This is a genomic window from Alloacidobacterium sp. (assembly GCF_035631355.1).
GTDB lineage: Bacteria > Acidobacteriota > Terriglobia > Terriglobales > Acidobacteriaceae > Alloacidobacterium.
The window spans coordinates 21,020-40,900 of sequence record NZ_DASQIX010000069.1 but is presented as its reverse complement, the minus strand read 5'-3'; the positions used below and the strand labels follow the sequence as shown (position 1 = coordinate 40,900).

The following is a 19,881-nucleotide window of genomic DNA, read 5'->3' as shown; positions in this document are numbered from 1 at the left end:
CACGTCAAGAATCCGTTGAATCGACCTAATTGGCGTGCGGGCGCTGCATTTCTATCTTTCGTTCGGGCATAGCGTCGATCAGGTTGTTAAGACGGGTGATGGTCACCGGTTCAGCGCTTTGCAGCCTGATCGTACCGTCTTCGCCGAGCAGAAGGACGGTAAATTGATTTTCCGGAACATGAAAACGGCTACGAATGGCCGCGAGTTCTTTCTCGCTCAGCAGAGCGTAGGGAGTGTCGAGCGGCGGCTGATAGTTTGCCATCTTCGCGATGACAGGAATGAGGAGGACGAAGCGGTCCATCATATCGTCGGCGGCATTGTCGAGCGTGGATTGCTGTTTGACTAAGCGCGCATCGGTTGCGGTTGGGCTAAAGATGATCAGCGGGCGATAACAACGGCGCATCTGCGTGAGAGATGTTGGTTTCAGCGCACAGTCGGGACGTGCCTGTGCCTGCATCAGCACGGGGGCGAGAAGGAGTATGGCGAGTGGGGGAAGATGCTTCGTCATACGGAGTCGGTACTTCTATGATGCCGCGAAATGCGGTGTTTTGAGACCCCGCTGGGTGAGTGTGTTGCTTTCCCACCCTTTCGCAAGCTGCGCGAAAGGGTGGGGCACCCGGCCATCTAGTGAGGGTCAAAACCCCACATCTCTGCGAGATGTGGGCACCCATCTACAAGCGGTTGTTAAGCTTGCACGGTTTCGGGTTGGGCGGCTTGCGGCGTTCCATCCTTCACGACGACGGGGTCGAGGAAAGGCATGGCAGAACGCAGCTCGGCGCCTACGGTTTCGATCTGATGGTTCGCTTCCTGCCTGCGGATTGCGTCGAACTTCTTGCGGCCGGTCTTGTTTTCTTCGATGAAGTTTTTCGCGAAAGTGCCGTCCTGGATTTCGGCGAGCAGCTTTTTCATCGCGGCGCGGGTCTCGTCGGTGACGATGCGCGGGCCTGCGACATAGTCGCCGTATTCGGCGGTATTGGAGATGGAGTAGCGCATGTAGGCGAGACCGCCGCGATACATGAGATCGACGATGAGCTTGAGCTCGTGCAGGCACTCGAAATAGGCAAGCTCAGGCTGATAGCCGGCTTCGACCAGTGTTTCGAATCCGGCCTTGACGAGAGCCGAGGTGCCTCCGCAGAGGACGGCCTGTTCGCCAAAGAGGTCGGTTTCGGTCTCTTCTTTGAACGTGGTTTCAAGCACTCCGGCGCGGGTGCAACCGATGCCCTTGGCGTAGGAGAGCGCAAGCGCAAGCGCGTTGCCGCTGGCGTTCTGCTCGACGGCGACCAGGCCCGGCGTGCCGCCGCCTTCGGTGAAGACTTCGCGGACGCGATGGCCGGGGGCTTTCGGTGCTGCAAGGAAGACATCGACGCCGGCAGGCGGCTTGATGGTGCCGTAGCGGATGTTGAATCCGTGGGCGAAGACGAGGGCCTTGCCCGGCGTAAGGTGCGGCGCCACTTCCTTCGCATAAACCTCGGCCTGGGTCTCATCGGGTGTGAGAATCATGATGACGTCACCCCACTTTGCCGCGTCGGCTATGGAGGTGACTTCAAGGCCGGCCTTCTTTGCCTTGTCGATGGACTTGCTGGTTGCGGGCAAGCCGACCCGGACTTGAACGCCTGAGTCCTTGAGGTTGAGGGCGTGCGCGTGTCCCTGCGAGCCGTAGCCGATGATGGCGACTTTTTTCCCTTGGATGATGGAGAGGTCAGCGTCGTGGTCGTGATATGTCTTTGCCATTTTGTTTCCCTTCGTTGTATGCCGGGGCTGAAGCCCCTCTTTGTGAATCTCTTATTCACCGGCCTGAAGGCCGGTGCTTCTACCCTGAAAACTTGATTGAGAGCTTGAGAAAATCTGGCCTCAGCGGCTGAAGCCGTGCCCCTTCAAAACTTAGAAACTTGCAGCATCTTCCAGATTCTACTTCTGGAAATTTGATTCTTCCTCCACCAGGTCGAAGACGGCGGTGTTCTTGGTTTCAGTTTCCGGTTCGGCAGCGACGCGCATGGCTTCAAGGACACGGCTGGTGTGGCGGCCGCGGCGCATCACCATGCGTCCGGTGCGCGAGACTTCGAGAATCGGATCACCGCTTTCCATCAGGACCTGAATCAGTCCTTCGATCTTGCTTTCGACGCCGGTGATTTCGATCATCAGCGACTCGGGCGCGAGATCGACGATGCGAGCGCGGAAGACTTCGACCAGCTCGAAGATGTGCGAGCGCGTCTGCGGCGTCGCTCCGACTTTGATGAGCGCGAGCTCACGGCTGACGTTGGCGACCTGGTCCATGTCGTCCACTTCGAGCACGTTTTCGAGCTTGTAAAGGCTGGCCATGATGCGATGACCGGCGGAAGTGGACGAGTGCGCGACGATGGTCATGCGCGAGATTCCCGGCCGCTCCGACCGTCCGACCGTCAGCGAGACGATGTTGACGTTGAGGCGGCGAAAAAGGGAGGCGACGCGGGTGAGCACGCCCGGCTTGTCTTCTACGAGTGCGACAAATGTATGCAGCATGATTACTGATTCTTCCTTATGCGTCTTCTGCTGTTTCAATCATAGGATTGTCGGGCCGGCGGATCATTTCGTGCAAGGCCGAGCCTGCGGCAACCATTGGGTAAACGGAATCTTCTTTCTCCACCAGAAAGTTTATGAGATACGGCGCCTTGGAGCCACGCGCGGATTTGACGGCAGCCGCGACTTGCGGTCGTGTGCTGACGGTCGCGCCTGAGATGCCGTGGGCGTCAGCCAGCTTTACGAAGTCAGGGCTGAGGATGGGCGAGGAGGCATAGTTCTTGTCGTAAATGAACTCCTGCCATTGGCGCACCATGCCGAGGAACCCATTGTTAATCACGGCAATGTTGATGTCGAGGTTCTCCTGCGCGATGGTGGAAAGCTCAGGGGCGGTCATCTGGAAGCCGCCGTCGCCGGCGATGACCCAGACTTCTTTATCGGGGCAGGCGATTTTCGCGCCGATGGCCGCGGGCAGAGCAAAACCCATGGTCCCGAGTCCGCCGGAGGTGATGAGAGTGCGCGGTGCATCGTGCTTATAGTACTGCGCCTCCCACATCTGGTGCTGGCCTACGTCGGTGACGACGATGGCCTTGCCACCGGTCGCGTTCCAGAGGTCATTGATGACGTGCGCGGCGTATAGGTGGCCGTTGTCGGGCAGGTTCTTGATGTCGCGCACGGCGCTTTCACCTTTACTCTCAGTAATCTCGCGCAGCCAGGGAGAATTTGCTCGTTTGGAGAGACTCGGCAGCAGGAGTTCGAGTACCTGCTTCAGATCGCCGATGAGGGCGACGTCGACTTTTACGTTCTTGTTGATCTCCGCCGGGTCGATTTCGATATGGATCTTCTTTGCGTTCGGCGCGTAGGTGGCAAGCGTTCCGGTGACGCGATCATCGAAGCGCATGCCGCAGGCGATAAGCAGGTCGGATTTCTGAATGGCCTGGTTGACCCACGCCTCGCCGTGCATGCCCATCATGCCCAGCGACAGCGGATGCGAGGCAGGAAAGCCGCCGAGACCCAGGAGCGTGGAAGCAACGGGAATCTGCATGCGCTCGGCGAGCGTGCGTAGCTGCTCGAATGCGGCGGACTGGATGACGCCGTGTCCGGAGAGGATGACGGGCCGCTTTGCTTCGCGGATGAGGCGCGCGGCGTCGGTAATGGAATCGGCGTTATGGCCGCGCATGGGATGCGGGCGGTAAGCCTTGGGCGCTGCGGCCTCGAAACTGAAGTCGGCGGAGCCTTGCTGCGCGTCTTTGGTGATGTCAACGAGCACGGGGCCGGGACGTCCGGAGCGCGCGATGAGGAAGGCTTCGCGCAGCGCAGGCGCAATATCTTCCGGGCGCGTGACAAGGTAGTTATGCTTGGTAACGGGCAGCGTGATGCCGGTGATGTCCACTTCCTGAAAAGCGTCGGAGCCAAGCACTTTGCTTGAGACCTGGCCGGTGATGCAGACGATGGGTACGGAGTCCATCATGGCGGTGGCGAGGCCGGTGACCATGTTGGTGGCTCCGGGGCCGGAAGTGGCGAGAGCGACGCCGACCTTACCCGACGCGCGCGCGTAACCGTCGGCCATGTGGGTTGCGCCCTGCTCATGCCGCGTGAGGATGTGGCGGATGGGGAATTTGCGCATCGCGTCGTAGATAGGCAGAATGGCCCCGCCGGGGTAGCCGAAGACATCGCTGACACCCTCGCCGACGAGCGTGGCCCAGGTAATTTCCGCGCCGGTGAGGCGGGTGGTGTGCGATGGTGAGTCGTTTTGTGGGGTGTGGCCCATGATGTGACTCCTTGAAACAATTCCCTCAGGGGCTAAAGCCCCGTAAACGTTCTGAATTTACGGCACGGCTGAAGCCGTGCCCTTACGAAACATTGCTAATTCGTAACTGCGCCTTGCGATGCCGATGAAACCGTGTTGGCGTACTTGCGGAAGACGCCACGCTGGAACTTCGGCTCGGGCGCCTTCCAATTTTGTAACCGTGACTGTAACTCTTTCTCCGATACCTCGACATCGAGCTTGCGGTTCGGGATATCGAAGTGGATGATGTCGCCTTCATGGATGGCTGCGATGGGACCACCGACCGCAGCTTCCGGCGCGACGTGGCCAACCATGAGACCGCGAGTCGCTCCGGAGAAGCGGCCATCGGTGAGCAGAGCCACGGTTTCAGACAATTCAGGAATAGCGACGAGCGCGGCGGTGATCTGAAGCATCTCGCGCATGCCGGGACCGCCTTTGGGGCCTTCATAGCGAATGACGAGGACTTCGTTTGGCTTGATGCTTCCTGAATCGACGGCGCGGAAGGCGTCTTCTTCGCAGTCAAAGACGCGCGCAGGGCCGCGATGCTCGAGGCGATTGTGTCCGGCAACCTTGATGACACAGCCATCAGGCGCGATGTTGCCTTTGAGGATGACGAGGCCGCCGGTTTTCTTGATGGGCGACGAAACGGGATGGATCACGTCCTGGTCTGGCGCTTCGACAGCCTCGGCTGCTTCTTCGGCGAGCGTGCGTCCGGTGACATTGATGCAGTCCTTGTGCATCAGACCTGCTTCAATGAGTCGCGCTGCGAGCAGACGGCTGCCCCCCGCATTGTAGTAGTCGGGGGCGACATATTTGCCGCCGGGTTTGAGGTCGCAGAGCAGCGGGGTGTTGCGGCTGAGGCGGTCGAAGTCATCGACGGTAAGCTTGATGCCCGCCTCATGCGCGATGGCGATGAGGTGCAGCACGGAGTTGGTCGATCCGCCGGAAGCGGCCACGCTGGTGATGGCGTTTTCCAGCGATTCGCGCGTGATGATCTGGCTGGGGCGCAGATCGCGGCGGGCGAGTTCCATGACCATCGCTCCGGCCTTGCGCGAGGCGGCGTGCTTTTCCGGAGAGAATGCAGGCACGCCGGACAAACCAATGGGCGAGATGCCGAGGAATTCGCAGGCCATGGCCATAGTGTTGGCGGTGAACTGGCCACCGCAGGCTCCCACGCCGGGACAAGCATTGGCTTCGATGGCTTCGAGTCCCGCGTCGCTGAGCTTTCCGGCGGAGTGCGCGCCGATGGCTTCGTAGACATCCTGAATGGTGATGTCTTTGCCGTTGAGATGGCCTGGAGCAATCGATCCGCCGTAGATCATGAGTCCGGGGATATTGAGGCGCGCGAGCGCCATCACGGTGCCGGGCATGTTCTTGTCGCATCCGGCGATGCAGACGAGGCCGTCGAAGAGATTGCCGCGGGAGACAAGCTCGATGGAGTCGGCTATAACTTCGCGGCTGATGAGCGAGGCCTTCATGCCCTCGGTGCCCATGGTGATGCCGTCGGAGATGGTGACGGTGTTGAACTCCATCGGAGTGCCTCCGGCATCGCGCACACCCTGCTTCACGGCCTCGGCGATGGTGCGCAGGTGGAAGTTGCAAGGGCCGATTTCCGTCCAGGTGTTAGCGATGCCGATGATGGGCTTGTGCAGGTCTTCAGGCATAAAGCCGACGCTGCGAAACATGGAGCGCGTTCCGGCGCGGCTTGGGCCTTCTGTGAGTGCTCCACTCTTCCATTTCGGGTCGTGTGTCTTGCCGTTCTGGGCCAAAGTTTTCTTCTCCGTAATTTATGGTCTGGGGGCGAGCCAGAATTTTTCGTTGTGTTGTTTTTCGAAAGCGTCGAGCGCGGCGGCGTGACGTAGTGTGAGGCCGATATCGTCAAGCCCTTCGAGCAGGCAATAGCGACGGAAGGGATCGATGGAAAACTTTGCTTCAAATCCGTGCGCGTCTTGGATGGTTTCGTCTTCGAGCGAGACGGTCAGGCGGTAGTCCTCGAATTTTGCCGCGCGATTGAGCAGAGTCTGCACCTGCTCTTCCGGCAGCGTGACCAGCAGGATGCCGTTCTTGCCCGCGTTTGAGTGGAAGATGTCGGCGAAAGAGGGCGCGATGACGCAGCGGTAGCCGTAATCGAAGAGCGCCCAGGCGGCGTGTTCGCGCGACGAGCCGCAGCCGAAGTTTTTTGCCGCGATGAGAATCTCAGAGCCTTTGTAGCGCGGCTGGTTGATCTCGAACTGCGGGTCCTTGCGCCAGTCGAAGAACAGAAACTCGCCATAGCCGGTGCGCTCAATGCGCTTGAGGAACTGCTTGGGGATGATCTGGTCGGTATCGACATTAGCGCGGTCAAGCGGCGTGACGACGGATGTGAGCTTGCGGAATGGCTGCATTAGGCCAGGACCTCCTCGCCTTTAAATTCCCATTGGCGGATGTCGGTGAAGTGTCCGGTGACGGCTGCTGCGGCGGCCATCTCAGGGCTGACAAGGTGTGTGCGCCCGCCGCGCCCCTGGCGTCCTTCAAAGTTGCGGTTGCTAGTGGAGGCGCAGCGCTCGCCGGGCTGAAGGATGTCGGGATTCATGCCGAGGCACATGGAGCAGCCGGGCTCGCGCCACTCGAATCCTGCTTCGAGGAAAACTTTGTCGAGGCCCTCTTTTTCCGCCTGCGCCTTGACCAGGTGCGAGCCGGGAACAACCATGGCGCGGACGTGCGAATGGACACGGTATCCGGTAACAACTTTGGCGGCGGCGCGCAAGTCTTCAATGCGCGAGTTGGTACAGGAACCGATGAAGACGCGGTCAATGGCGATGTCTTCGATAGGTGTGCCGGGCTGGAGATCCATATATGCAAGGGCCTGGTCGATGGCGCGGCGGTCAGTTTCTGACTGCGACTCGACAGGGCCGGGCACGCGGTCCGTCACACGAACAACCATGCCGGGGTTTGTGCCCCAGGTGACGTAGGGAACGAGGTCTGTGGCTTTGATGAGCACCTCGCGGTCGAACTTGGCATCCGGGTCGGACTTGAGCTGGCTCCATTCGGCTACGGCTTCGTCCCATGCCTTGCCTTCGGGCGAAAATCCGCGATCTTTGAGGTATGCGAAGGTGGTTTCGTCGGGAGCGATCATGCCGGCGCGCGCGCCTGCTTCGATGCTCATATTGCAGATGGTCATGCGGCCTTCCATAGAAAGGCCACGAATGGCCGAGCCCGCGTATTCGATGACGTGGCCGGTAGCGCCGTCAGTGCCGATGCGGCCGATGATGCCGAGGACGATGTCTTTCGCGGTGACGCCTGCGGGCAGCTCGCCTTCAACGGAGATGCGGAAAGTTTTCGGCTTCGATTGCTGCAGGCACTGCGTGGCCATAACGTGTTCGACTTCAGAAGTGCCGATGCCGAAGGCCAGCGCGCCGAACGCGCCATGGGTCGAGGTATGCGAGTCGCCGCAGACGATGGTCATACCCGGTTTGGTGAGGCCGAGTTCCGGTCCGATGACGTGGACGATGCCTTGGTTGGGCGATTGAATGTCGTAGAACTCGACGCCGAACTCTTTGCAGTTCTTGCGCAGCGCATCGATCTGCTTCGCGGCGATGGCGTCTTCGATGATGAGGCGGTTCGGCGTGGTCGGGACGTTGTGGTCCACGGTGGCTACTGTCCGGTCGGCGCGGCGAAGCTTGCGGCCGGCCATGCGGAGGCCGTCGAAGGCTTGAGGCGAAGTGACCTCGTGAACGAGATGCAGGTCGATGTAAAGCAGCGCTGGCTCGTTCGCGGGTTCGGCGACGAGGTGCTGCTCCCAGACTTTTTCAAAGAGTGTTTTTGGTGTGCTCATTCGTTGTCCAATTCCTGATGGGTGCCCGATTCTTACTCTTTAAACGGCGTGCATGGCCTGCCGCTTATCGCTGATTTCGTTTAAAGCTTCATGTACCTGTTTACCCATGGCCTGAGTGGACAGGACCATCTTTTTATCCTTCTCGCTGCGGGCGAGGTCGGCGGTGCGGTAGCCCTGCTCCAACACTTTGCGGACCGCTGTTTCGATCGCCTGCGCATCCTGTTCGAGATTGGCTGAGTGCCGCAGCAGCATGGCTGCAGTTAGAATCGCGCCGAGCGGATTGGCGATGCCCTTGCCAGCAATGTCCGGCGCAGAGCCGTGGACCGGTTCGTAAAGATTGACCTGGCCGCCGATGGTGGCCGAAGGCAACATGCCGAGTGATCCGGTGATGACGGCGGACTCGTCGGAGAGGATGTCGCCGAAGAGATTTTCTGTCAGCACTACGTCATAGGTGCGTGGCGTGTTCATCAGGTGCATGGACATGGCGTCAACATACTGATGTTCGAGCGTGACGTCAGGAAAATCTTTTGCCACTTCGGTCACAGTCGTGCGCCAGAGTTGCGAGACTTCGAGCACATTGGCTTTATCGACCGAAGTCAGTTTCTTGCGGCGCTTCTGCGCGAGTTGAAAGGCAATGCGCGCTACGCGGGCCACTTCATCGCGGGTGTAGCGCATGGTGTTCCATGCTGAGTTGGTTTCGCGGTTCCACTGGCGCGGCTCACCGAAATAGAGACCGCCGAGGAGTTCGCGAACGAAAATGATGTCAGCGCCGTCGATGACTTCGGGCCTGAGCGGCGAGTTTGCGGCAAGCGCCGGATGTGCAAAGGCCGGGCGCAGATTGGCGAATCCCCCGAGGGCCTGGCGGATTTGCAGCAGTCCGGCTTCCGGGCGGCGGTCCGGCGGAAGCGAATTGAACTCATTACCGCCGACAGCGCCGAGCAGCACCGCATCGCTTTCGAGCGCGGCATCGAGCGTCGCGGGAGGCAGGGGCGTTCCGTGGGCCTTGATGGCGACGCCGCCAATCAGTTCCTTGCGAAACTCGAAATCGTGCCCGCCCCATTCGGCAACTGAGCGCAGGATGCGCTCGGCTTCGCCTGTGACTTCGGGGCCGATGCCGTCTCCGGCGGCGACAAGAACCTTCAGCTTCATCTGTGCGTGTTCTCCGAAAATTTTCCGGGGCTGAAGCCCCTTTTTGATTCGTTCTTATTCACCAGGCTAAAGCCGGTGCTTTACCTTGTATCGGCTGGGCGGGAGAACTTCAGATCCTTCGACTACGTTCCCTACGGTCACTCCGCTCAGGATGACAACTTAAAAATTCGTTCAGTCACGGCTAAAGCCGTGCCCCTTCAAACCATTTCGTTCAACTGGCTTCGCCGACAGGCTCAGTTGAAATCAGATCTTCGTGGCGCTTATGGTGCGCGACCAGATTGATCAAGTCCTGGTCGTAGATAGCTTTTTTCTTGTCGGCAAGCTCGGTGAAGGCGCGGTAGGCAGCATCGAGATCGCTTGCCGCAAGCTGATAGCCGAGGTCGTGGAGGCGCGAGCGCAGGGCGTGGCGACCCGAATGTTTGCCCAAAACCATGCGGTTCGTGGGAACGCCGACGGATGCAGGCGTCATGATTTCGTAGGTCAGCGGGTTCGAGAGCACTCCATGCTGGTGAATGCCGGCCTCGTGCGCGAAAGCATTAGCGCCGACGATGGCTTTGTTCGGGGAGGGCGCGAAGCTGATGACTTTGGCTAGTTGCTGGCTCGCAGGATAGAGCTGTTCGGCCTTGAGGCCATGCTCAACTGGATATTGATCGGCGCGAACGATGAGGGCGGCGGCGATTTCTTCAAGGGCGGCATTGCCGGCACGTTCGCCAATGCCGTTAATGGTGCATTCGACCTGGCGCGCTCCACCATCGATGGCGGCGAGGGAGTTGGCGACAGCGAGGCCAAGGTCGTTGTGACAATGCGAGGAGAAGACGACCTTGTCTGAGCCCGGAACGCGCTCACGCACTATGCGAAACATCGCGCCATATTCGTTGGGAACCGAGTAGCCGACCGTGTCCGGCATGTTGATGGTCGTTGCTCCGGCTTCGATGGCGGTCTGAACAATTTTGCAGAGGAAGTCGATGCTGGTGCGGGTCGAGTCTTCCGGCGAGAACTCGATGTCATCGAAGTACTTGCGCGCCAGCGTAACGGACTCGGCGGCGGCCGCCAGGGCCTCTTCGCGGCTCATGCGCAGCTTGTACTCGAGGTGAATGTCCGAGCTGGCGAGGAAGATATGGATGCGCGAGCGCTCGGCGTGCTCAAGGGCGGCCGCCGCACGCTCGATGTCCTCGCGCTTGGCGCGGGAAAGCGATGCGATGCGCGGACGGCGTATCTCCTTTGCCACGGCCTGGATAGAGGCGAAATCACCGTCGGAGGAGATAGCGAAGCCGGCTTCGAGAATGTCCACGCCGAGGTCGTCGAGCGCGTGGGCCATGGCCAGCTTTTCGTGTTGCGTCATGCTGCAGCCGGGGGACTGTTCGCCGTCGCGGAGTGTGGTGTCAAAGAAAAGAAGCTTCTCTTGCGCCATATCGGGGAAACCTCGACTGCAACCAGTTTCGCAAAAGCCGAGGCATAATTCAAATTTTTAATTTCTTGATTTACGATAAATTCTAGTTATGATTCCCAGTAGCCACGCCGCTAGGACGCAATGTACTTATGGAATTATCCCAACTGGAAACATTTCTTGCTGTAGTGACGGAGCGCAGCTTTTCCCGCGCGGCGACGCGATTGCATCGCACTCAACCTGCTGTGAGCCAGGTGGTCCGCAAGCTGGAAGAAGAATTAGGTGAGCCACTATTCGAGCGAGCTTCGCGCGACGGGACACTGACAGCAGCGGGTGAGGTGCTGCGCGATTATGCGGAGCGCCTGCTGAGCCTGCGCAATGAAGCCGCAAGCGCGCTTGAAGAAGTACGATCGCTCGAGCGCGGACGGCTGACGCTGGCCGCAAACGAGTACACCTGTTTGTATCTTCTTCCAGTGCTTGATGAGTTTCGGCGGCAGTGCCCACAGATATCGATTATGGTGCAGCGGTCGCTGGCGAGCCGCATCCCGGATGAAGTGCTGCGGCGCACGGCGGAGATTGGTATTGTTTCGTTCCAGCCTGACAACGACCAGTTGGGCGCAATTGCTGTTTACGCTGACGACCTCATTTTCGTGGTGCATCCGAAGCATGTGCTGGCGCGCGAGGAGAGCGTGCGCGTTCGCGACCTGGGCGCGGAAAACTTCATCGCGCACAATGTTGCTTCGCCGCGGCGCAAATTAGTGGAAGAATCCTTTGCGAAGCACAGGACGCCGTTGAATATCGGCGTGGAATTGCCCAGCCTGGAGGCCATCAAACGCTTTGTGGCCAGCGGGAACGGCGTGGCGCTGGTCCCGGCACTTTCAGTGCAGACAGAGATCGCGCGCGGAGAACTGGTCGGAGTGCCGGTCCCGGAACTGGATTGCTCGCGGCAATTGTGGCTGGTGTATCGCAAGCAGGGAAGCCTGTCCTATGCGGCGCTGGCCTTTATGCGCGTGGTGCGCACGCTGGCCCAGGACCGCGGCGCGCCTTTCTTGTATGACGAGAAAAAGACCGCTGCGTCTAAACACCTTAAGCGGTAGCTGTGCAAATAGCCGCTGGCAGGTACAATGGCGAGGTGGGCATTTGCCGCCCACTATAACTTTAAAATCGACGGGCCCGAGAGGCGTTGCGCCTGCGGAGCTAACGGCAGGCGAAGAGGTTCACGAAACGGATGAAGAAGATTTTTGTGTTTTTGGCGTTGCTGTCGTTTTCGGCAGCGGCTGGATTTGCGCAGGAGAGCAGACAGGATGCGAGCTTAAGCTGGACGGCCCTGATTCCACCGCACGTGGTGGGCAATACGGTGCAGCAGGACGGAACGATCGGCGTCTACGGCGCGCTGGCAAGCTATCGCTACATGCTTACACCGCGTTCAGCGCTCGAGCTGAATTACCAATACCAACAGAATGTAGAAAAGTACATTACCAGCTTCAATTCCATCCGTGTCCACGCGCGCATGCAGGAAATCTCCGGCGCATACATCTACAACTTTACTTTCAGAAACTTCAACCCATTTGTGGAAGCGGGCGTCGGCGGTTATATCTTCAGCCCTATCAAAGACCAGAAGACCACCGATCTCGATGCTAAGCAGAGCACCAACGTAGGCGCGCTCTATGGCGGCGGTATTGCTTATGAGCTGAGTCCAAGCTGGGACATTCGCGTTGAGTACCGCGGCATTGTGGTCAAGGCGCCAAACTTCGGGTTGGAGCAGTATCGGACCAATCGCTACTACAACATCAGCAATCCTGCGATCGGCGTGGCATACCACTTCTAGCGCCAACTCAGATTTCACAGCACAATACAAGAGCCCCGGATCACTCCGGGGCCGTTGTTGTTGCCGGAAACTTGCTCTAGAAGATTCTATAGGAAACACCGCCACTGAAGCCGTTAGGGTTCAGGCCGTGACTCGGGTTGGGGAAGGTGAAGGCGAGGCCTGGCGCCGATGGCCAGAACTGATATTCATAATCGACACGCGCGCTGAAGCGATGCAAGAAGCGATATTCCGCGGTGGCGCCCGGAGTGTATGCAAAGTAACTTCCGCTGCCGATCTTGTTGGGATAGGTGATCAATCCAGCGCCCATAAGGAATTTCGCGTAGGCAGAGAGTCTGTGGAAGCGGATGAGCCGATAGCGGGGGCCAATCAGGTAGTTACTTTCATGCTCCCCTTCGAATTCGTTGAAGATGAGCCAGCGCGCTTCTCCCTCTGCGCCAAGATTGTGCAGGAAGATGTGGTCGGCGTCAACGAAGGCTGCGATACCTCCGAGACGGTTCGGTCCCCAGTCAGGGTGGAAATTGGAATACTCTGCGCCTGCGGATAACGTCAGCCCTCCGCCCTCGGTAGCTGGAGCGACCTGGGCGAATACTGAAATGGGGATGAGAAGAAGAGCGATACCGATTAGTTTTTGAACCACGTTGCGATCTCCGAAAGTGTGATCTGCCAAGGAATGAGCACTCCCAATAAAAAGTCGAGCTTTGCCTTCCCGCTTAGATGCAGCAGGCCTTAGGTCGGCCTACTGCGGGTTCTGCTGCGGCTGGGCATTGCTGGTTGCAGGAGCCTGCGGCTGTGTTTGGTTCTGGTCCTGAGCCGGTACTGTTGCCGACGCAGGGGCCACAGAAGGCGATTGGTACCGCTGCAGACGGAAGTAGACAGGCGTCAATTCGAGCGGCATCTTGTCACCCGGGTTCAGAATCTGGTCACCCTTGAGATTGAGGGCGTAGACCTTGTCATCCCAGGCATCGGTGCGGAGGTGGCTGCCGAGCGGGAGGGCGGCGCGATCCTGGCTAATGTCCTCGATGTTCAGCTTAGGGCCCTGATTGAGGAAGCCTGCCATCCAGGGAGTACCGTCAGCCCTCAGCAGGGAATCGCCAAGACGCGGCGTAACCAGGGCAGGCAGTGTTTTTGCCCGTGCTACGAGTTGCTGATAGAAGAGGCTGACGCTGGCCGCTTTATCGTGATAGACGGAGCCGTTGAAGAGATCCATCGCTTTCTTGGCCGCGGCTTCGTCATCCGCAGCTGTGTGGTTCATATTGATGCGTTCGAGGGTCGCTTCATCAGGGAAAAGCAGGCGATCATTGAAGGCATAGCGGGTGTCGATATGGTGGCCGAGCACGATGTGGGCAAGCTGAAAGCTGATTACCGCTGCAAGGTCTTCTTCCTGCGGCAGGACATCGATCAGGCCCTTGCTCAGCAGGATGGTATTGCCGACAGCCAGCGATTCGAGCGGGGCCGTGAGCATGACACGGCAATGAATATCGTTAGGTAAGTTGAGCTTGTTACCGATGATGATGTTGTTGGTGACGGTTTCAAGGACTTTATCGAAATCGCTCGGCGGTGCGAGCAGGCCAGCCTGCACGAGACGGTCCAGAACATTTTGCTCGGCCTGAGAGACCCATTGGCGCTTCGCCTGCAGAGGGGTCATGTCCTGCGAATTCTCGCTCTGGTCCTGGGCATTCTCAACGGTGATCGATTCAGCGTCGGATTCGCGCGTGGGCAGCTTGAGCGAATAGCCCCAGAAGTGGGACTGAGCACGGAAACCGCTCCCCTTCTTGCCAGTGCCCCCGTTCGATTCTTCGACATAGATAGCGGCGGGCAACCAGACATCCGGCTGGATGTTCTGCCGCCAGCTGTCAAAGTGATAATAGCGGGCAACTTCATCGTTGGCGTTGCTGGTGTAACTACCATTAAAGCGGACAATGTTTCCGCCCTCGTCTTCAACCCATATGCGACCAAAGAAGCGACCTGCCCCTGTTTTCGGCTTAGGACGGACATCAAAGACCACGGTGCGGATGCTGCCGAGGAACTCGCGCCGAACATAGGAGAAATCATAGTGTTGCTGATCGAAGCTGACCGGGTCGAGGAACATCATGTCCATAAAGCCGGTCGGAGAGTAACTGATATCGAAGGCTTTCGTCAGGCCTCCCATAAATTTGAGCGAGCCCTTGAAAAAGCCGTGGGAGGAGGATCTGACCTCATAGCCCTTGTTGCTGAAGGTCTTGCCGAAATCCACGCGGCCAAGCATGTACTGGTCTGATTCCGGCACCGAATAGAGCCTGGGGTCAGGCCGCATGTTCTGGATATAAGTCTGGACGACGGGCGTATGTTGCTGAATGGCTTTGACCGTCGCCTTCTCCTGAGCAATCGCTTTCTGAATGAGAGCGGTCTCCGTTGGATTGAGTGGGACGGGAGGCGCGAATTTCGGTGTTTTTGCCTGAACTGTAAGCACCCCCAAAGAGACCGTCAGACCGGTCATCCACAACTTGCGAAAGGACATTTCCTTACTCCCGATTTTCTTTCTCAATTCTTAAGAACACAGCAATGACAGCAATGCTTCACGAAATTTTGTCCAGCACTCTCAAGCTAGCTGAAAACTGATGTGAATCACACTCACCTCATCGACTGGCGCACCATTTCTGGTCGCCGGCTTGAAGCGGATACGCTCGGCGGCCTGCATGGCCTGCTGATCGAGTCCGTGGCCCAGCCCGTTGACAACGCGCAGGACCTGTACCTGTCCGCCGGCGGTGAAGCGAACCTCAAGCGTAACGTCACCTTCTATTTTGAGCTGTTTCGCTTCCGCCGTGTACTGCGGAAGCGGCTTGGCTACAACAACGATCGGTGTGGACGCTGGCTCTTCGACCGTGGTTACGTGGGCGGCACCGGAACCTCCGCCAGTCGGGCTTGAGAATCCAGCTGCAGCTACCGTCCCATGGCTATTGCGAGCGCCTGTGCCGCCGACCACGCCATTGCTGAACCCGGCCGACGCTACTGTGCCGCGGTCTTTGCCACCCGGGACTCCGTTCGCGACGCCCGAGCCGAAGGATGTGCCATGCACGCTGCCCTGCCGGGCGGCGCCCGCGCCTTGTCCAAGACCTGGAGCCGACCCAAAAGATCCCACAGCGGCGATAGTTGTCGGTCGACTGGCACTGGCACTGGGGTTGGGGGTTACGCCCATTGGATCGCCGAACCCACCCGTTTTAACGTTTGGGGCCGACATGTTATTGGCGACATGGGTCGGAGTTGCGCTCTTGAAAAGCCCAACTTTGGGCTGTGGCGGAGGTGCGATAGCTTTAGGCGGAGCGGCAACCAGATGCGGAGTTTCTGGCGTGGGTAGTTTCACCACTTGAGGCCTGGGTGTTTCCGGCTGCGGCTTAGGAATCGAAATTTTCGGCTGCTGCTCTATCTTTGGCGGCGGAGCAATGACTTTAACCTTCGGCACCGGGGGGATGTAAGGCTTTGGCAGTTCGACTGGAAAAATCAGCTCGGTTGTCTGGTACTGATGTATCTTCTCCTGATGCACCTGCGCCATTGTGATGAGGACAAGAATGGCTCCGGCAAGGATGTTTGCGGCAGTGCTTACCCCAAAAGATCTAAGTCGACCTTCCGGCTCGGGTAGAAGACCAAGATTTGCGTGATTCAGCAGGTCGTTATTTGTACTCGCCATAAGCTCATCAATTCAAAAGTTTCAGACTGAAAAATGTGGGTCTTCCCATAAAACAGACGCAAAAGGTGCGGTTTTATTGTTTTTTCCCGAGGCTAAAGCGTCTTTCGAGCCAAGTGCGCACGTGAAAGACACCAGTTCCCCGTCTCTTACTACTCAGATTGCAAGATGGCTTCCAAATCTCGGAGCTTGGTAAGTGTTCGTACAATAACGCAAAGGGAGGCCATCAGAAGTTAAGAATGTGCTGTCTCCGTGCACTTCTATATTACAGAAGTAATGCGTCTGGTAACTACTATGCACAATACGGCCTGTTCCGAAATATCGCGTAACTATTACCGCAGAAAATGATTGCATCCATGTAAATTTTCTAGGGCAAGCCTTTATGTCCGTGACAGTTGGACGGTCTCGACGGCTGGAGGGTTGTTCTCTTCTGTGAACGAAATAGTTCCCCGGATCGCTATAATTTTTGTGGCAATCTAAGGAGACAGCTTGAGATTCTTGATAACCGGGGGAGCGGGTTATATTGGCGGCACTGTCGCCGAACTTCTTTTGAATAAAGAGCATGAAGTCACCGTCTATGACAATCTCTGTCATGGGCACAGGTCGATGGCGCCGGAGCGGGCGGAATTTGTCGAAGGAGAGCTTGCAGACGGCTCCAAACTTGAAAAAATCTTCTCTCTCAAAAAGTTTGATGGCGTGATGCACTTCGCTGCATTGATTGAAGCAGGTGAAAGCATGCGGAACCCGGAGCTATATTTCCGCAATAACTCCGCCGCAACACTTACGCTGATTGAGGCGATGTTGGCAAAAAGCGTCAACCGGCTGGTTTTCTCGTCTACTGCCGCTGTGTACGGCGAACCGGAGTCAACACCGATCAAGGAAGACGCGCCGCTGCGACCCACGAACGTTTACGGCGAATCAAAGTTGCTGGTGGAGCAGATGCTGAACTGGGTGAATCGCATTCACGGATTTCGCTATGCGAGCCTGCGCTATTTCAATGTAGCTGGCGCCATCGATGGCCGGGGTGAGGCGCACGAGCCGGAGTCGCACCTGATTCCTCTGATCCTGGATGTCGCATTGGGGAGGCGGAAAAACATCAAGGTCTTCGGTCAGGATTATCCAACGCATGATGGCACTTGTATTCGCGATTACATCCACGTACAAGACCTGGCGCAGGCACACCTGCTGGCATTTGATGAGTTGGGCAAGCGCGACCGTCTGATCTACAACATCGGTAATGGCCGCGGCTTCTCCATCCGCGAGGTGATTGAGTCAGCGCGCCGCGTCACCGGGCATCCGATTCCGGTGGAAGAAGTGGAGCGCAGGCCGGGTGATCCAGCAGTGCTGATTGCCAGTTCAGAGAAAATTGAGCGCGAGCTAGGGTGGAAGCGCAAGTTCAACAGCCTTGACGATATTGTAGCGAGCGCGTGGAAATGGCACCAGCAACACTATCAAAAGACTGCATGAGATTGTTGTTGGCAGCCTCACACGTCCTTGCGCCACATTCCTGGAGTTTTGGCGCAGCCTGGCGGTTTCGCTAAGAAAGAAATGTTTGGCCAGCGAAACAGTTTCATCGCATTCAGCAAGGTGTTTTGGGTGCGAGAGCGGGCTATGTCTACCTGTATATACAGGATTTTCCTTGCCTGTCGTGTGTCTCAACCTTTAACGTTGTTTGCGAGCGAAAGATTGCTTCTCTTCGCATCCTAAAGTCCCTCACTCACGCAAAAGAGGTACAGCCAAAGGCTATGTCGTCGACCACGAGCACTGATCCCAATCTTGATTCTGTTCTGCGGGAAAGCCGCGTATTTCCTCCACCTGCCGGGTTTGCCGCGAAGGCGCGAGTGAAGAGCCTTGCCGAATATGAGCAGATGTATCGCCGGTCGGTGGACGATCCGGAAGGTTTCTGGGCGGAGGCGGCGCGCGAGCTGCACTGGTTCAAACCGTGGGACAAGGTGCTGGACTGGAACCTCCCGTGGGCGAAGTGGTTCGTCGGCGGCAAGCTGAACCTGAGCTACAACTGCGTGGACCGGCATGCTCTTGGCGACAAGCGCGACAAGGTGGCAATTCTGTGGGAAGGTGAGCCGGGCGAGGTTCGTAAGCTGACTTTCGGCGATCTGCATGCTGACGTGCAGCGCTTTGCCAATGTGCTGAAGAGGCTGGGAATCAGGAAGGGCGACCGCGTTGCCGTTTACATGGGCATGACGCCCGAGCTGGCGATCGCAATTCTGGCCTGCGCGCGCATCGGCGCGGTGCACTCGGTCATTTTCGGAGGGTTTGCGGCACACGCCATTGTCGATCGCGTGAACGATGCGGAGTGCGTTGCTGTGTTGACGCAGGACACGGCCTATCGTCGCGGCGGCGAAGTGAAGCTGAAGGCGACCGTCGATGAGGCGCTGAAGCAATGTCCGTCGGTGAAGAATGTGGTGGTTTATCAGCGTTCAGGGTCGCAGGTAGATATGCAGGCGGGACGCGACCACTGGTGGCACGACTTGATGGCGAAGGCCGCGCCGGATTGTCCATCGGAAGAACTGGATTCTGAGGATCCGCTCTACATCCTCTATACGTCGGGGACAACAGGGAAGCCGAAGGGGCTGGTGCACACGACAGGTGGGTATTCAGTCCAGACCTACCTCACGAGCAAATACATTTTTGACCTCCGCGATGACGACGTGTATTGGTGCTCGGCAGACATTGGCTGGGTGACGGGGCATTCTTACGTTGTTTACGGGATTCTGCAGAATGGCGTAACGACGCTGATGTATGAAGGCGCTCCGAATTTTCCTGAGATGGACCGCTTCTGGAAAATTATTGACGATCACAAGGTCACGATTTTCTACACCGCGCCGACAGCGATCCGCGCCTTCATCAAGTGGGGCGACCAGCATGTAGAGAAACATAAGCTCGATTCGCTGCGCCTGCTGGGAACCGTGGGTGAGCCGATCAATCCCGAGGCATGGATGTGGTATCGCGACAAGATCGGCAAGGGGCGGTGTCCGATTGTCGATACCTGGTGGCAGACCGAAACAGGCGGCATCATGATCGCGCCGGTTCCAGGCGCGGTGCCAACCAAGCCCGGTTCGGCAACGCGGCCCTTCTTTGGAATTGTGCCTGAAGTGGTGACGAGGGGCGGGAGGCCGGTTCCCGCAGGCCAGGGCGGGCTGCTGGTCATTCGCAAGCCTTGGCCTTCGATGGCGAGGACGGTCTACGGTGATCCTGACCGTTATCTGAAGGCTTACTGGTCGGAGATTCCCGGCTCGTATTTCACGGGAGACGGAGCGCGCATGGATGACGACGGGTGTTTCTGGCTGATGGGGCGCGTGGATGATGTGCTGAATGTCAGCGGGCACCGGCTTGGAACGATGGAGGTCGAGTCGGCGCTGGTGGCGCATCCCAAAGTTGCCGAGGCTGCCGTCGTTGGGCGTCCCGACGACCTGAAAGGGCAGGCTATCGCTGCCTTCGTCACGCTGGAAAGCGAGCACAAGCCGTCAAAAGAATTGGAAGACGAACTGCGCTCCTGGGTGGCGAAGGAGATTGGCGCGCTCGCCCGTCCAGATGATATTCGCTTCACCGAGCAGCTTCCCAAAACGCGCTCAGGCAAGATTATGCGGCGGCTTCTACGCGAACTGGCGACGAATGGCGAGATCAAGGGCGATACGACTACGCTTGAAGATTTCAGCGTGATCGCGAAGCTGCGGGAGCAGGACGAGTAACTTACCAACTGTTTTTCACATGTGATAGTCTTCAGGGCACAGTGGGA

At 58.1% G+C, this 19,881-nt stretch carries 16 protein-coding genes; 4 read left to right on the top strand and 12 right to left on the bottom strand.

Features of this window, described 5'->3' with window-relative positions; translation table 11 throughout:
* Positions 1-25: 25 nt before the first annotated feature.
* The 9 genes from VEV40_RS12810 to VEV40_RS12770 all read right to left on the bottom strand — a co-directional run bounded on the left by VEV40_RS12810 (position 26) and on the right by VEV40_RS12770 (position 10,659).
* Positions 26-508, bottom strand: a complete 483-nt coding sequence (locus VEV40_RS12810; protein WP_324832817.1) for a DUF4174 domain-containing protein — start codon at positions 506-508, stop codon at positions 26-28.
* Positions 509-684: 176 nt separating this feature from the next.
* Positions 685-1,731: a ketol-acid reductoisomerase gene (gene ilvC / locus VEV40_RS12805; RefSeq protein ID WP_324832815.1), complete on the bottom strand. Its 1,047-nt coding sequence runs from the start codon at positions 1,729-1,731 to the stop codon at positions 685-687.
* 177 nt (positions 1,732-1,908) lie between these two features.
* On the bottom strand, positions 1,909-2,499 hold the full coding sequence (gene ilvN, locus VEV40_RS12800) for an acetolactate synthase small subunit (RefSeq protein ID WP_324832813.1): 591 nt from the start codon (positions 2,497-2,499) through the stop codon (positions 1,909-1,911).
* Between the two features lie 16 nt (positions 2,500-2,515).
* Positions 2,516-4,267 (bottom strand): biosynthetic-type acetolactate synthase large subunit, encoded by a 1,752-nt coding sequence (gene ilvB / locus VEV40_RS12795; protein ID WP_324832812.1) that lies wholly within the window; start codon positions 4,265-4,267, stop codon positions 2,516-2,518.
* Positions 4,268-4,362: 95 nt separating this feature from the next.
* The gene (gene ilvD / locus VEV40_RS12790) at positions 4,363-6,054 is read right to left on the bottom strand and encodes a dihydroxy-acid dehydratase (RefSeq protein WP_324832810.1); all 1,692 of its coding nucleotides are present in this window, start codon (positions 6,052-6,054) and stop codon (positions 4,363-4,365) included.
* A gap of 18 nt (positions 6,055-6,072) precedes the next feature.
* Positions 6,073-6,669 carry a 3-isopropylmalate dehydratase small subunit gene (gene leuD / locus VEV40_RS12785; protein WP_324832808.1) on the bottom strand — a complete coding sequence of 199 codons (597 nt, stop codon included), beginning with the start codon at positions 6,667-6,669 and terminating at the stop codon, positions 6,073-6,075.
* Positions 6,669-8,099 (bottom strand): 3-isopropylmalate dehydratase large subunit, encoded by a 1,431-nt coding sequence (gene leuC / locus VEV40_RS12780; RefSeq protein ID WP_324832807.1) that lies wholly within the window; start codon positions 8,097-8,099, stop codon positions 6,669-6,671. Before leuC ends, leuD begins: the two co-directional genes overlap by 1 nt.
* Before the next feature lie 39 nt (positions 8,100-8,138).
* On the bottom strand, positions 8,139-9,248 hold the full coding sequence (gene leuB, locus VEV40_RS12775; RefSeq protein WP_324832806.1) for a 3-isopropylmalate dehydrogenase: 1,110 nt from the start codon (positions 9,246-9,248) through the stop codon (positions 8,139-8,141).
* Positions 9,249-9,459: 211 nt separating this feature from the next.
* Positions 9,460-10,659, bottom strand: a complete 1,200-nt coding sequence (locus VEV40_RS12770) for a 2-isopropylmalate synthase (RefSeq protein ID WP_324832804.1) — start codon at positions 10,657-10,659, stop codon at positions 9,460-9,462.
* Positions 10,660-10,787: 128 nt separating this feature from the next.
* On the opposite strand from VEV40_RS12770, the gene VEV40_RS12765 reads away from it, so the two are divergent.
* Together VEV40_RS12765 and VEV40_RS12760 are read left to right on the top strand one after the other, a co-directional pair.
* Positions 10,788-11,732: a LysR family transcriptional regulator gene (locus VEV40_RS12765; RefSeq protein WP_324832802.1), complete on the top strand. Its 945-nt coding sequence runs from the start codon at positions 10,788-10,790 to the stop codon at positions 11,730-11,732.
* A 131-nt stretch (positions 11,733-11,863) separates the two neighbouring features.
* A complete protein-coding gene (locus VEV40_RS12760) occupies positions 11,864-12,463 on the top strand; it encodes an acyloxyacyl hydrolase (RefSeq protein ID WP_324832800.1) in 600 nt (199 codons plus the stop codon).
* A gap of 76 nt (positions 12,464-12,539) precedes the next feature.
* Here the strand turns inward: VEV40_RS12760 and VEV40_RS12755 are convergent, their stop codons facing one another.
* The 3 genes from VEV40_RS12755 to VEV40_RS12745 form a co-directional block, all read right to left on the bottom strand.
* Positions 12,540-13,100 (bottom strand): outer membrane beta-barrel protein, encoded by a 561-nt coding sequence (locus tag VEV40_RS12755; protein WP_324832799.1) that lies wholly within the window; start codon positions 13,098-13,100, stop codon positions 12,540-12,542.
* A 99-nt stretch (positions 13,101-13,199) separates the two neighbouring features.
* Positions 13,200-14,960: a hypothetical protein gene (locus VEV40_RS12750; RefSeq protein ID WP_324832798.1), complete on the bottom strand. Its 1,761-nt coding sequence runs from the start codon at positions 14,958-14,960 to the stop codon at positions 13,200-13,202.
* Positions 14,961-15,041: 81 nt separating this feature from the next.
* Complete coding sequence (locus VEV40_RS12745) at positions 15,042-16,127, bottom strand: TonB family protein (protein WP_324832796.1); 1,086 nt, start codon at positions 16,125-16,127, stop codon at positions 15,042-15,044.
* 486 nt (positions 16,128-16,613) lie between these two features.
* Here VEV40_RS12745 and galE point away from each other — a divergent pair, with 486 nt between their 5' ends.
* Both galE and acs read left to right on the top strand, forming a co-directional pair.
* Positions 16,614-17,591 (top strand): UDP-glucose 4-epimerase GalE, encoded by a 978-nt coding sequence (gene galE, locus VEV40_RS12740; protein WP_324832795.1) that lies wholly within the window; start codon positions 16,614-16,616, stop codon positions 17,589-17,591.
* Positions 17,592-17,869: 278 nt separating this feature from the next.
* Complete coding sequence (gene acs, locus VEV40_RS12735; RefSeq protein WP_324832794.1) at positions 17,870-19,834, top strand: acetate--CoA ligase; 1,965 nt, start codon at positions 17,870-17,872, stop codon at positions 19,832-19,834.
* Positions 19,835-19,881: the final 47 nt, after the last annotated feature.